Genomic DNA, 13001 nt, shown 5'->3' on the forward strand with positions numbered 1-13001 from the left:
AATGATTTTCGGAAGCGGGCGCCGAGCGCCGTCAATGCGCGGGTTGTTCGCCGTTACAGGCCGTTCGTTGCATCTTCGCGTAAAGATACGGGTACGGAATCGATTCTGGCGCGAACTTTTTTTGCCCGTCCGGCGCGCGCCGGCACGCGTTTCGCGCGACGGCGATAGAATCGATGCGATGCCCGCCGCGGCATGCGGCCCGCGCGCGCCTGCCCCGCATTCGCGCCCGCAGCGGCACCCGCATTCGCCGCCGCATTTGCCCCTGCATTTGCTTCGGCATTTGCCCTGATAACGACGAGACACCCCACCGATGAACGCACTGGAACACCAACTCGACTATCCGTTCGCCGACACGCTGCCCGCCGCGGGCGACACCTTCGAGGTCGCGCCGGGCGTGCGCTGGCTGCGCATGCCGCTGCCGTTTTCGCTGGATCACATCAACCTCTGGCTGCTGCGCGACGAGATCGACGGGCAGGCCGGCTGGACGATCGTCGATTGCGGGATCTCGTCGGACGCGATTCGTACGCACTGGGAACGAATCTTCGACACGCATCTCGACGGGCTGCCGGTGCTGCGCGTGCTCGTCACGCATTGCCATCCCGATCACTTCGGCCTCGCGAACTGGCTCTGCGAAGGCGGCGACAAGGGTCGCTGGAACGTGCGGCTGTGGATGACGCTCGGTGAATACATGTTCGGATGCCTGATGGCGGCCGGCAACGGTTCGAACGCCGGCGGCGCGGCCGCGGCCGATCATTTCGCGCGCCACGGCCTCATCGATCCGGCCGCGCTCGAGAAGCTGCGCAACCGCCGCAGCTACTACTCGGACCTCGTGCCGGCGGTGCCGCCGCGCTACCGGCGCCTGCGCGAAGGCGACGCGGTGACGATCGGCGCGCGCACGTGGCGCGTCGTCACCGGCTACGGTCATTCGCCTGAACATTGCGCGCTCCACAGCGAAGCGGACGGCGTGCTGATCTCCGGCGACATGGTGCTGCCGCGCATCTCGACCAACGTGTCCGTGTTCGATCTCGAGCCGGAGGCGAATCCGCTCGCGCTGTATCTGGAATCGCTCGGCCGCTACGAGACGATGGCGCCCGATACGCTCGTGCTGCCGTCGCACGGCAAGCCGTTCCGCGGCGTGCGCACGCGCATCGCGCAACTGCGCGCGCACCACGACGCGCGGCTCGACGAAGTGCGTGTCGCGTGCGCGGAGAAGCCGGCGAGCGCGGCCGACATCGTCCCGATCATGTTCCGCCGTCGCGAGCTCGACATTCATCAGATGACCTTCGCGCTCGGCGAGGCGCTCGCGCACCTGAACCTGCTCTGGCTCGCGGGCGAGCTCGTGCGCGAGCAGGGCGACGACGGCGTGCTGCGCTTTCGCTCGTCGCGCTGAACGCGCGTCGTCGCCGTCACGTGACGGGTTCGTATCGCCACCCGTCGCGTTGCCATTGCATCGTGTGCGTCGGTGCGAGCGCCGCGAGAAACGCGGCGTCGTGCGACGCGACCACGAGCGCGCCCGGAAGGCCGGCCAGGGCGGCTTCGATCGCGCGCACCGATTCGAGATCGAGATGATTGGTCGGCTCGTCGAGCAGCAGCAACTGCGCGGGCGTGCCGCGCCACAACGCACACGCGAGCGCGGCCTTCAGCCGTTCGCCGCCGCTCAGCCGGTGCACCGGCTGCGTTGCGCGCGCGGCATCGAGCTGCAGCAGCGCGAGCCGGCTGCGCAGGTCGCCTTCGGCGAGCGGCGTATCGAGGCTCACCAACTGCTCGACGATCGAGCGTGCGGGATCGAGCAGCGCGAGCCGCTGGTCGAGGTACGCGGCGCTCACGTGCGTCGTGCACGTACCGGCGCGCGGCGCGATTTCGCCGGCGAGCATGCGCAGCAGCGTCGACTTTCCGCAGCCGTTCGGGCCCGTCAGCGCGATGCGCACGGGGCCGCTGGCCGACCATGTGAGCGCGTCCGTGCGACCCGCGGCGCGCCACGGCAATTGCGCGCGCTCGAGCGTGAAGAGCTGACGACGCGCGCTGACCTCGGTGCCCGGCAACGACACGAGCACCGGCGCGTTGGCTTCGACGCGCGCGGCGGCCTGCTGCACGCGCTCGTCGAGCGTCGCCTTGAACGCGAGCTGGTCGCGACGAACCTGCCCCATGACGTTGCGCGCGGCCGCCTTGCGACGCTGCTTCGCGCCCGATGACAGATTGGCCGTCTTCGCGTCGCGCAGCGAGCCGGCCGCGTGACGCTGGATCGTGTCGTGCGCCTGTTCGAGCCGGCGCCGCACGCGCCCGCGCTCGGTGCGCGCATGCTCGAGCGCGGCCTGCGCGGCATCGTGTTGCGCATCGCGTTGCGCGCGATACAGCGCGTAGTTGCCGCCGTACGCGCGGACGCCGTGCGGCGTCACCTCGACGATGCGTTGCACGTGCGCGAGCAGCGCGCGGTCATGACTGACGATCACGACACCGCCGCGCCAGCCGTCGAGCGCACCGCACAGCCATGCACGGCCCGGCGCATCGAGATGGTTGGTCGGTTCGTCGAGCACGAGCAACCCGGCATCCGACAGCAGCGCACCGATCAGCGCGACGCGCGCCATCTGGCCGCCGCTCAACGCATGCGCCGGTGTGTCGGCGCGCACGTCGTGCAGGCCGGCCGCGTCGAGCGCCGTGCGCAGCCGCTCGGCCAGGTCCCAGCGATCGCCGATCAGCTCGAAGTCGTGTGGCGTCGCGCGCCCGTCCGCGAGGCGCGCAAGGGCCGCGAGCGGCGCGTCGAGCGCGGCGATGTGCGCGACGGTCCGCGTGCCGGCCGGCGCGTCGTCGTGCTGCTGCGCGACGTAGACGACCGGCGTGTGCCGGTCGATCGTGCCCGTGCTCGGCGCGCGCCGGCCCGCGATCAGTTGCGCGAGCAGGCTCTTGCCGACGCCGTTGCGGCCGACGATGCCCGTCGGCGTGCGGTCGATGGAAAGGTCGAGTGAATCGAACAGCGTGACGCCGTCGTCGAAGCGGAAAGAAACGTGATGAAGCGCGACGAGCGCGCCGGTCGGCGTGGCAGCAGCCATAAGCACCTCCGAAAATGCGTGAAACCTTCGCGCGGCGTGCATGGCACGGCGGCGACGACATTTTTGGGAAGGCTTAGTTGTTCACTTTGGCTGGCGTCCGGTATGAGGAATGAGCGCGCAGTGTAGCAAGCGCGGCGCGCGGGCCGCAAGCGACGGGCGAGCGCACCGTCGCCTGCGCGCCGCGCGGTTACTGCACCGTGACCGCCGCGAAGTTCTGGCGGCCGAACGGGCTGACGCGATAGCCGCTCACGTTCGCGCGCGTGAGCGCGGCCGCGGTCGGGTAGCCGAGCGGAATCCACAGCGCCTGGTCGTGGATGATCTTCTGCGCGGATTCGTACAGCTTCGCGCGCCGGGCCTGGTCGGCGGTCGACTTGCCGTCGGCGATCAGCTTGTCGAGCTGCGCGTCGCAGAAGCGCGCGAAGTTGATGCCCGATTTCACCGCGTTGCAGCTGAACAGCGGCGACAGATAGTTGTCCGGATCGCCGTTGTCGCCGGCCCAGCCCATGAACAGCATGTCATGCTGGCCGAGCTTCGCCTGCTTGATCAGCTCGCCCCATTCGATCACCTTCACCTCGGCCTTCACGCCGATCTTCGCGAGGTCGGCCTGCAGCAGCTCCGCGCCGGCCTTCGGGTTCGGGTTCAGCACGCTGCCCGTCGGGCGCGTCCAGATCGTCGTCGAGAAGCCGTTCGGGAAACCGGCCTGCGCCAGCAACTGCTTCGCCTTCGCGGGATCGTACGCATACGGCGTCACGTCCTTCGCGTAGCTCCACGTGTTCGGCGGATACGGATTGTTCGCGGCCGTCGCCGTGTTGTCGAACACGACCTTCAGGTAGGTCGCGCGATCGAACGCGAGGTTCAGCGCCTCGCGCACCTTGTCGTTGTCGAGCGGCTTCTTCTGCGTGTTCAGCGCGACGAAAGCGGTCATGAACGCGGGCGTCTGCACGACCTTCAGCGCGCTCTCGCCCTTCGCGGCGAGCACGTCCTGCGGCTTCGGCGACAGCGCGATCTGGCATTCGCCGGCCTTCACCTTCTGCATGCGCACCGACGGATCGGGCGTGATCGCGTAGATCAGGCGGTCGACCTTCGGCTTTGCGCCCCAGTAGGCCGGATTCACGTCGTAGCGGATCAGCGCATCCTTCGTGTAGCTCTTCAGCACGAACGGGCCGGTGCCGACCGGCTTCGCGTTCAGGTCGGCCTGCTTGCCGGCCTTGAACAGCTGGTCCGCATATTCGGCCGAGTAGATCGACGCGAAGCCCATCGTCAGGATCGGCACGAACGTCGCGTTCGGCTCGTTCAGCACGAACTTCACCGTGCCGTCGTCGACCTTCGTGACCGACTTCACGAGCTTCACGAGGCCCATCGACTGCGCGTGCGGGAAGCCGCTCGCGCCGGCCACCTTGTGCCACGGGTTCGCGTCGTCGAGCATCCGCGAGAACGTGAACACGACGTCGTCCGCGTTCAGCGGGCGGCTCGGCTTGAAGTAGTCGGTGGTCTGGAACGCGACGTTCGGGCGCAGGTGGAACGTGTACGTGAGGCCGTCGGCGCTGGCTTCCCATTTGTCCGCGAGCGCGGGCACGACTTTCTTCGCGGCTTCGTCGTACGACACGAGCGTGTTGAAGATCACGTCTGCCGATGCGTTGGTCGTGACGAGCGAGTTGTACTGCACGACGTCGAAGCCGTCCGGGCTCGATTCCGTGCAGACGGTGAGCGGCTTGGCGGCCGCGAAGCCGGGAGCGGCGAGGGTGGCGACGGCGAGCGCGGCCGCGGCGAACAGCTTGACCTGCATAGGTTCTCCCATGTGACTTGTGATTTTTTGCCGGGTGTCGGAATGCGGGCGCGGCCTGACGGCAGGCCGGCGCGGCTGGCGAATAGCATACCGGCAAAGCGTGCGGCGCGTGAAAAAAGGCGCCGGAGCCGGTGAATTGAGCGAAAAAAGGCTGCGTTCGCGACGGAATGCATGTTGGGGCGGCGAGGCGGCGGAGAGACGAGGCGGGCGCGGCGGCGAACGGCGGGCGGTCGTGGCGATGGTGGGGGAGCGCAGATCGAGTTGAATCGCCGCGCATTCGGTGGATCGACTGAAGCGGGGGAAGCGGGGGAAGCGGAAGAAGCGGAAGAAGCGGAAGAAGCGGAAGAAGCGGAAGAAGCGGAGAAGGCGGAGAAGGCGGAGAAGGCCGAGAACGCGAAGAGCACCGCCCGCCGCGTGGCCATCGAACCGCGACGCCCCGCCGGCCCGGCGCGAGCGTCGCGACGAACCCGCCGGACGCCCGATGCGCTCAGTGCGCGCCGGCCTTCGGCTTGCGCGGCGCCTTTTCGAACAGGCGATCGTACAGCCAGCGCGGCAGCACGTGCAGCACCTTCGCGACGACGCCCATCTGCCACGGAATCACGCGAAACGCGTGCTGCCGGGCGATCGCCCGCGCGGCGCGGGCCGCGAAGCGGTCGGCGTCCATCAGGAACGGCATCCGGTACGGGTTGTGCGCGGTCATCGGCGTGCGGATGTAGCCGGGCGCGATCGTCACGACACCGACGCCGGCCGGGCGCAGCTCGACGCGCAGCGCCTCGAGATACTTGATCGCGGCCGATTTGGACGCGCTGTACGCGCCGGAACCGGGCAGGCCGCGCACGCCGGCGACGCTCGCGACGCCGACCAGCGTGCCGTGGCGCGCGGCGGTCATCGGCCCGACGAACGGCTCGAACGTCGCGACCATCCCGTAGTAATTGATGTCCATCACGTCGCGGAACGCGGCGAGGTCGCCCTGTCCGGTGACGGCGCCCTGGCTGATGCCCGCGTTCGCGATCACGACGTCGGGGCAGCCGTGCGCGGCGATGAACGACGCGGCGGCCGTGGCGAGCGCGTCGGCATCGCGTACGTCGGCGCGATAGACGGAGACGGAAAGCTTGGGAAAACGTCGCGCGAACGCATCGAGGGCCTCGGTGCGGCGCGCGACGAGTGCGAGCGTGGCGCCCTGGCGGGCGTATTCCTCGGCCATCGCGAGGCCGAGGCCGCTCGACGCGCCGGTGATGAAGACCTTCAGCGGAGTAGTCATGCCGGCGCGCACGCGGGGATCAGAGCTTCTTGTCCTGGACCTGCTTCACGAGGTAATCGAGCACCTGCGCGGTACCCGGGATGCTGTTCGTGTAAGCCGGGCCCGTCTTGTACTTGCCCTGGACGACGACCGTCGGCACGCCGTCGATCGCGTAGTTCTTCAGCAGCTCGGCCGACTGCTTCACCTGGCCCTGCACGCTGAACGAGTTGTACGCGTCCATGAACTGCTTCTTGTCGATGCCTTGCGTCGCCAGGAAGTCGGCCTGCGCCTGCGGCGTCAGCAAGTAGTTCTTCTGCTTGTGGATCGCATTGAAGATCGCGGGCGTGACCTTCTCCGAGATGCCGAGCGCCGACACCGCGTAGAACAGCTTCGAGTGCGGGACGAAATCGTCGCGGAACGCGACCGGCACGCGCTTGAAGTCGATGTTGTTGCCCTGCTTCTTCACCCAGGCCTCGATCGTCGGCTCGAATTCGTAGCAGTGCGGGCAGCCGTACCAGAAGAACTCGATGACCTCGACCTTGCCGGCCGGCGCGGACACCGGCTGCGGCGACTTCATCACCTCGAAGTCCTTGCTGGACACCTGTGCGGCAGGCGTTGCCTGGGCGAAGCCGGCTGCGGCCAGGCCAAGGGACAGAAGGAGCGTGCTAAGCAGTTTTTTCATGTTGTGGACGTCGAATCAGTTGCTCGGGTTACGAAACGTAACGGGTTCTGCGTGGGCGCGGCCGGTTGCTTACTGCTTCGTGAAACGGATCACCGCCGTGTCGACACCTGCATCGGACAGGCGCTGACGGGCCGAGTTCATATCCTCGAACTTCGAGAACGGGCCGACGCGCACGCGGAAATAGGTCACGCCGCTGACATCGCGCTTCGACACCTTCGACTCGAAGCCCTGGAAGCCCAGGCGCGCGCGCTGCTGCTCGGCGTCGCCTTCCGTCTTGTACGCGCCGACCTGCAGGAAGTAGCCGGTGTTCGCGTCGTTCGCGGTCGGCGGCTTCGCTGCCGCGGAGGATGTCGCGGACGGCGCCGGCTTCGGCGTGTTCGCGGCCAGTTGCTGTTGCTGCTGCTGCTTCTGCGCGGCAGCCTGCTGCGCCTGCTTCTGCGCGGCGAAGCGCGCGAGGTCGTCCTCGCCGCCTTGCTGCTGTTGCTGCGCCTGCTGCGTCTTCTTCGGCGGCGGGTTGTCGGCCGGCTTCGGCGCGACCGCGACGCCGTTGCCCGACGACGCATTGTTCGACGCGGTGGTGTTGCTCGAGCCGGTCGTGCCGTTCGAGCTGCCCGACGGCGGCACTTCGACGATCTGCGGCTCGGGCAGCAGGCCGCCCTGGGTCTGGTTCGCGGCCTGGCCCGGCGCGGTGTTCGGCGGCGCGGGCTGCGCGGCCTGCGGCACCGGCTGGCCGGGCGTCTTGCCCTGCAGCGCGCGGTTCGGGTCGAACTGCTGCGGCTGGCTCGCGCCGTTGTCGGCCGGCGGCGGCGCGACCTTCGACACGAACGGCGACGGCGAGCGCGTGATGTAGAGCGCCACGACCACGGCGATCGCGAGGCCGACGATCAGGCCCAGCACGATTCCCAGAAATGTCCCTCCGGTTTGTTTCGATTGCTTCGAAGTGCGGCGTGGTTGTGCCATTGCTTGAGTCACCTGCAAAAAGAATCGTGAAGAGGCCGGCGGGCACCCGGTGCCGGGCATCCGGCGACGGGCGCTGCCGCGGCCATTCGCAGCCCGGCTCGGGCCGCTTACATCTTGGCGGGCGCGGACACGCCGAGCATCGCCAGACCGTTCTCCAGCACCTGCCGGGTCGCGGCGAGCAGCGCGGCGCGCGCATTGCGCGGTGCTTCGTCGTCCACCAGCACGCGCTCCGCATTGTAGAACGAGTGGAATTCACCAGCGAGATCGCGCAGGTAGAACGCGACCGCGTGCGGCGCCAGTTCGTTCGCCGCGTGCGTGAGCATGTCCGGATACTCGGCGAGCTTCTGCATCAGCGACACGGCCTGCGGGCTCGTGAGCTGCGACAGGTCGGCGCCCGGCAGTTGCGCGACCTCGACGTTGTAGCGCGACTTCAGTTCGTTGAGCACCGAGCAGATCCGCGCATGCGCGTACTGGACGTAATAGACCGGGTTCTCGTCGTTCTGTTTCAGCGCGAGGTCGATGTCGAACACGAATTCGGTGTCGGCCTTGCGGGAGATCAGGAAGAAACGCACCGCGTCGCGGCCGCGCGTGATGGTGGCCTCGTCGATCAGGTCGGGTGCCGCTTCCTGGCCCGGTGCCGCGCCGCCCGACCATTCGATCAGGTCGCGCACCGTCACGTAGCTGCCCGCGCGCTTGGACAGCTTCACTTCCTGGCCGTCGCGCATCACGGTGACCATCTTGTGCAGCACGTAGTCGGGATAGCCCTTCGGGATGCCGATGTGCAGGCCCTGCAGGCCCGCGCGCACGCGCGCGATCGTGCCGTGGTGATCGGAGCCCTGGATGTTGATGACCTTCGTGAAGCCGCGCTCCCATTTCGTCACGTGGTAGGCAACGTCCGGCACGAAGTACGTGTACGTGCCGTCCGTCTTGCGCATCACGCGATCCTTGTCGTCGCCTTCGTCGGTCGTGCGCAGCCACAACGCGCCGTCCTGCTCGTAGGTCATGCCGGCCTTGATCAGCGCGTCGACCGTCTTCTCGACCCGGCCTTCGCTGTACAGCGACGACTCGAGGTAGTACTGGTCGAATTTCACGCCGAACGCCTGCAGGTCCATGTCCTGCTCGTGACGCAGGTATGCGACCGCGAACTTGCGGATCGCGTCGAGATCGTCGATGTCGCCGGCGCCGGTGACCGGCTCGCCGTCCTTCGCGGCGACCGTCTCGCGGTTCAGGTAGTCGCGCGCGATGTCGGCGATGTATTCGCCGTTGTACGCGGCTTCCGGCCAGCCCGCGTCGCCCGGCTTCAGGCCGCGCGCGCGCGCCTGCGTCGAGATCGCGAGGTTGCCGATCTGCACGCCGGCGTCGTTGTAGTAGAACTCGCGATGCACCGCGTAGCCCTGGCTCGCGATCACGTTCGCGAGCACGTCGCCGAGCGCCGCCTGGCGGCCGTGGCCGACGTGCAGCGGGCCGGTCGGGTTGGCCGACACGAATTCGAGCAGCACCTGCTTGCCCTTCTCGCGATCGGACGTGCCGAACGCGCGGCCCTGCTCGAACACCGCGGCGATCACCGCCTGTTTCGCGGCTGCCGTCAGGCGCAGGTTGATGAAGCCGGGGCCGGCGATTTCGGCCGCGTCGACGAGCCCTTGCGCGGCCGGCTGGGCCGTGAGCGCGGCGACGATCTTCTCGGCGAGCTGGCGCGGGTTCGTGCCGAGCGGCTTGGCGAGCTGCATCGCGACGTTGCACGCGACGTCGCCGTGCGCGGCGACCTTCGGGCGCTCCAGCGTGATGGCCGGGGTGACGAATGCCGCGTCGGCGCCTTTCAGCGCGTGTGCGACCTGCGTGACGCTATCCGCGAGCAGGGCTTCGAGGGTCTGTTTGTGAGCTGGCAGCATGCTGGTAGAAGGCTTCGTTGGTGGCGGCCGGAAACGCCGGCCGGCCGGCGCGCTTTTTAAGCGCGCGTTTCAGGGATCGCAGAATTTTAACAGGTGCTAATATGCCGCTCAGGCGCCCCGCGTCCGCGAGGCCGGACGCCGGCCAGCCGGCGTGCCCCAACCGCGCCGCGCAGGCACAACAAGATGAAAAGGGAATTGTCATGATTACGTTCAAGAGCAAGGCGGCACAGGATCTCGACGTGCTGAAGGATTTCGCCGTATACGTGCTGGGCCTCGTCGGCAAGCAGCTGGGCGAACGCGGTGTCATTACGCACGACGAACTGGACCACGCGATTGCGAAGCTGGAGGGCGCGGTCGCGCAGGCGAAGCAGGAGCGCGCCGAGCACGCCGGCCATTTCCACGAGGACGAAGCCGATCACGCGCACCACGAAGTGCCGCCGAGCCTGGCGCAGCGCGTGGCGCCGTTCCTCGCGATGCTGCGCGAAGCGAAGGCCGCCGAGGCCGACGTGCACTGGGGCTTCTGAGCTTCGTTGCCCCGGCCGCTACCGACCGCAGGATGGGTCAGGCAAGAAAAAGCCCGCGCGATGCGGGCTTTTTATTCGTCTGATCAAAAGGCGGCGAGGCCGCCCCGGTCGCGTGTCGCTCAGAGTTGCGGCGCGAGTGCGCGGCGCGCGTCGTCGAGCGACAGGGCCATGCGCTGCGCGTAATCCTCGAGCTGATCCTGACCGATTTTCCCGACCGAGAAATACGTGCTGTCGGGATGCGCGAGATAGAAACCCGACACGCTGGCCGCCGGCAGCATCGCGAGCGAATCGGTCACGCTCATGCCGATCTCGTCCGCATGCAGCGCGGCGAACATGTCGCGCTTCACCAGATGGTCGGGGCACGCCGGGTAGCCGGGCGCCGGGCGGATGCCCGCGTACTTTTCGGCGATCAGCGCATCGTTGTCGAGCGTCTCGCCGCTCGCATAGCCCCACAATTCGCGCCGCACGCGCGCGTGCATCGCCTCGGCGAACGCTTCCGCGAAGCGGTCGGCGAGCGCCTTCAGCATGATCGCGCTGTAGTCGTCGTGGTCGGCTTCGAACTGCTTTTCCTTCACGTCGACGCCGAGGCCGGCCGTCACCGCGAACATCCCGATGTAGTCGGCGACGCCCGATTCCTTCGGCGCGATGAAGTCGGCGAGCGAGCGGTTCGGGCGCATCACGCCGTCGACCACCGGACGCACGCTCTGCTGGCGCAGGTTGCGCCAGGTCATCAGCACTTCCGAGCGCGACTCGTCGGTGTAGATCTCGATGTCGTCGTCGTTGACCGTGTTCGCCGGCAGCAGCGAGATCACGCCGTTCGCGGTCAGCCAGCGGCCCTGGATCAGGCGCGCGAGCATCGACTTCGCGTCGGAGAACACGCGCCGCGCCGATTCGCCGACGATCTCGTCGTTCAGGATCGCCGGGTACGGGCCCGCGAGGTCCCAGGTCTGGAAGAACGGGCCCCAGTCGATGTAGTTCGCGAGCTCGTTCAGGTCGTAGTTCCTGAACACGCGGCGGCCGATGAACTTCGGCTTCACGGGCCGGTAGCCCGCCCAGTCGATCTTCGTCTTGTTCGCGCGCGCTTCGGCGAGCGTGACCATCGGCTGTGCCTTGCGGTTCGCGTGCTGGTCGCGAATGCGTTCGTAATCGGACTTCAGTTCGTCGAGATACTTCGCCGCGCCTTCGTCCGACAGCAGGTTCGACGCGACCGACACCGAGCGTGAAGCGTCCGGCACGTAGACGACCGGGCCTTCGTAGTGCGGCGCGATCTTCACGGCCGTGTGCACGCGCGAGGTCGTCGCGCCGCCGATCAGGAGCGGAATCTTCTTCACGCGGAAATAGTCGTCGCGCTGCATCTCGGACGCGACGTACGCCATTTCCTCGAGGCTCGGCGTGATGAGGCCCGACAGCCCGATGATGTCCGCGCCCTCGACCTTCGCCTTCGCGAGGATCTCGTTGCACGGGACCATCACGCCCATGTTGACCACTTCGAAGTTGTTGCACTGGAGCACGACCGACACGATGTTCTTGCCGATGTCGTGCACGTCGCCCTTCACGGTCGCGATGACGATCTTGCCCTTCGCGCGCACGTCGCCGCCCGCTTCCGCGAGCAGCCGCTTCTCTTCCTCGATGAACGGAATCAGGTGCGCGACCGCCTGCTTCATCACGCGCGCGGACTTCACGACCTGCGGCAGGAACATCTTGCCCTGGCCGAACAGGTCGCCGACGATGTTCATGCCGTCCATCAGCGGGCCTTCGATCACGTTGATCGGGCGGCCGCCCGCCGCGGCGATGGCCGCGCGCGCTTCTTCCGTATCTTCGACGATGAAGTTCGTGATGCCGTGCACGAGCGCATGCGCGAGGCGCTTCTCGACCGGCTGGTTGCGCCACTCGAGGTTCTCTTCCTTCTTCGCGGCGCCCGTCTTGAACTTGTCGGCGATCTCGAGCAGGCGGTCGGTGGAATCGTCGCGGCGGTTCAGGATCACGTCCTCCACGCGCTCGCGCAGCTCCGGGTCGAGATCGGCGTACACGCCGAGCTGGCCCGCGTTCACGATGCCCATGTCCATGCCCGCCTGGATCGCGTGGTACAGGAACACGGTGTGGATCGCCTCGCGCACCGGGTCGTTGCCGCGGAACGAGAACGACACGTTCGACACGCCGCCGCTCACCTTCGCGTACGGCAGGTTCTGCTTGATCCAGCGGGTCGCCTCGATGAAGTCGACCGCGTAGTTGTTGTGTTCCTCGATGCCGGTCGCGACCGCGAAGATGTTCGGGTCGAAGATGATGTCTTCCGGCGGGAAGCCGACTTCGTTCACGAGGAAGTCGTACGAGCGCTTGCAGATTTCGATCTTGCGCTCGTACGTGTCGGCCTGGCCTTTCTCGTCGAATGCCATCACGACCGCGGCCGCGCCGTAGCGGCGGATCAGGTTCGCGTGGTGGCGGAACGCGTCCTCGCCTTCCTTCAGCGAGATCGAGTTCACGATCGCCTTGCCCTGCACGCACTTGAGGCCCGCTTCGATCACTTCCCACTTCGACGAGTCGATCATGATCGGCACGCGCGCGATGTCCGGCTCGGATGCGATCAGGTTCAGGAAGCGCACCATCGCCGCCTTCGAGTCGAGCATCGCCTCGTCCATGTTGATGTCGATCACCTGCGCGCCGTTCTCGACCTGCTGGCGCGCGACGGCGAGCGCCTCGTCGAACTGGCCGTTGAGGATCATTCGCGCGAAGGCCTTCGAGCCGGTGACGTTGGTGCGTTCACCGACGTTGATGAAGAGCGTCCCGGACGTGACGTTGAACGGCTCGAGGCCGGCAAGGCGCATCATGTGATCGGTCATGGCGGTGCGAATTCGTGTGAGGTAGGGCGTTGATGC

The 13001-nt window shown here is 67.5% G+C and carries 9 protein-coding genes; 2 read left to right on the forward strand and 7 right to left on the reverse strand.

Annotated features, from left to right (window positions below; all coding sequences use genetic code 11):
- The first annotated feature begins 310 nt into the window (after positions 1-310).
- A complete protein-coding gene (locus HW466_RS20885; RefSeq protein WP_151006178.1) occupies positions 311-1390 on the forward strand; it encodes an MBL fold metallo-hydrolase in 1080 nt (359 codons plus the stop codon).
- 16 nt (positions 1391-1406) lie between these two features.
- Here the strand turns inward: HW466_RS20885 and HW466_RS20890 are convergent, their stop codons facing one another.
- From HW466_RS20890 to argS, 6 genes are all read right to left on the reverse strand, one after another.
- Positions 1407-3047 (reverse strand): ABC-F family ATP-binding cassette domain-containing protein, encoded by a 1641-nt coding sequence (locus tag HW466_RS20890; protein WP_174905946.1) that lies wholly within the window; start codon positions 3045-3047, stop codon positions 1407-1409.
- A gap of 187 nt (positions 3048-3234) precedes the next feature.
- Positions 3235-4833, reverse strand: a complete 1599-nt coding sequence (locus HW466_RS20895) for an ABC transporter substrate-binding protein (protein WP_151006778.1) — start codon at positions 4831-4833, stop codon at positions 3235-3237.
- Between the two features lie 487 nt (positions 4834-5320).
- Positions 5321-6094: an SDR family oxidoreductase gene (locus HW466_RS20900; RefSeq protein ID WP_059451564.1), complete on the reverse strand. Its 774-nt coding sequence runs from the start codon at positions 6092-6094 to the stop codon at positions 5321-5323.
- Positions 6095-6113: 19 nt separating this feature from the next.
- On the reverse strand, positions 6114-6755 hold the full coding sequence (locus tag HW466_RS20905; protein ID WP_060346126.1) for a thiol:disulfide interchange protein DsbA/DsbL: 642 nt from the start codon (positions 6753-6755) through the stop codon (positions 6114-6116).
- A gap of 69 nt (positions 6756-6824) precedes the next feature.
- Complete coding sequence (locus HW466_RS20910) at positions 6825-7715, reverse strand: SPOR domain-containing protein (RefSeq protein ID WP_174905947.1); 891 nt, start codon at positions 7713-7715, stop codon at positions 6825-6827.
- Between the two features lie 107 nt (positions 7716-7822).
- Complete coding sequence (gene argS / locus HW466_RS20915; protein ID WP_059451561.1) at positions 7823-9604, reverse strand: arginine--tRNA ligase; 1782 nt, start codon at positions 9602-9604, stop codon at positions 7823-7825.
- Positions 9605-9804: 200 nt separating this feature from the next.
- Here argS and HW466_RS20920 point away from each other — a divergent pair, with 200 nt between their 5' ends.
- Entirely contained in the window at positions 9805-10128 is a 324-nt protein-coding gene (locus HW466_RS20920; protein ID WP_059451560.1) for a DUF1840 domain-containing protein, read from the forward strand.
- A 119-nt stretch (positions 10129-10247) separates the two neighbouring features.
- On the opposite strand, the gene metH is transcribed toward HW466_RS20920, so the two are convergent.
- Entirely contained in the window at positions 10248-12965 is a 2718-nt protein-coding gene (gene metH / locus HW466_RS20925) for a methionine synthase (RefSeq protein ID WP_059507835.1), read from the reverse strand.
- Positions 12966-13001 lie beyond the last annotated feature (36 nt).

Origin of the sequence: Burkholderia territorii, assembly GCF_902833055.1 — a bacterium.
Classification (GTDB): Bacteria; Pseudomonadota; Gammaproteobacteria; order Burkholderiales; family Burkholderiaceae; genus Burkholderia; species Burkholderia territorii.

Bases quoted from the DNA above. Each gene is read 5' to 3' on its own strand.
- argS (WP_059451561.1), bottom strand. From the start codon at position 9,604: ATGCTGCCAGCTCACAAACAGACCCTCGAAGCCCTGCTCGCGGATAGC.
- HW466_RS20895 (WP_151006778.1), bottom strand. From the start codon at position 4,833: ATGCAGGTCAAGCTGTTCGCCGCGGCCGCGCTCGCCGTCGCCACCCTC.
- HW466_RS20905 (WP_060346126.1), bottom strand. From the start codon at position 6,755: ATGAAAAAACTGCTTAGCACGCTCCTTCTGTCCCTTGGCCTGGCCGCA.
- HW466_RS20890 (WP_174905946.1), bottom strand. From the start codon at position 3,047: ATGGCTGCTGCCACGCCGACCGGCGCGCTCGTCGCGCTTCATCACGTT.
- HW466_RS20885 (WP_151006178.1), top strand. From the start codon at position 311: ATGAACGCACTGGAACACCAACTCGACTATCCGTTCGCCGACACGCTG.
- HW466_RS20910 (WP_174905947.1), bottom strand. From the start codon at position 7,715: ATGGCACAACCACGCCGCACTTCGAAGCAATCGAAACAAACCGGAGGG.
- HW466_RS20920 (WP_059451560.1), top strand. From the start codon at position 9,805: ATGATTACGTTCAAGAGCAAGGCGGCACAGGATCTCGACGTGCTGAAG.
- HW466_RS20900 (WP_059451564.1), bottom strand. From the start codon at position 6,094: ATGACTACTCCGCTGAAGGTCTTCATCACCGGCGCGTCGAGCGGCCTC.
- metH (WP_059507835.1), bottom strand. From the start codon at position 12,965: ATGACCGATCACATGATGCGCCTTGCCGGCCTCGAGCCGTTCAACGTC.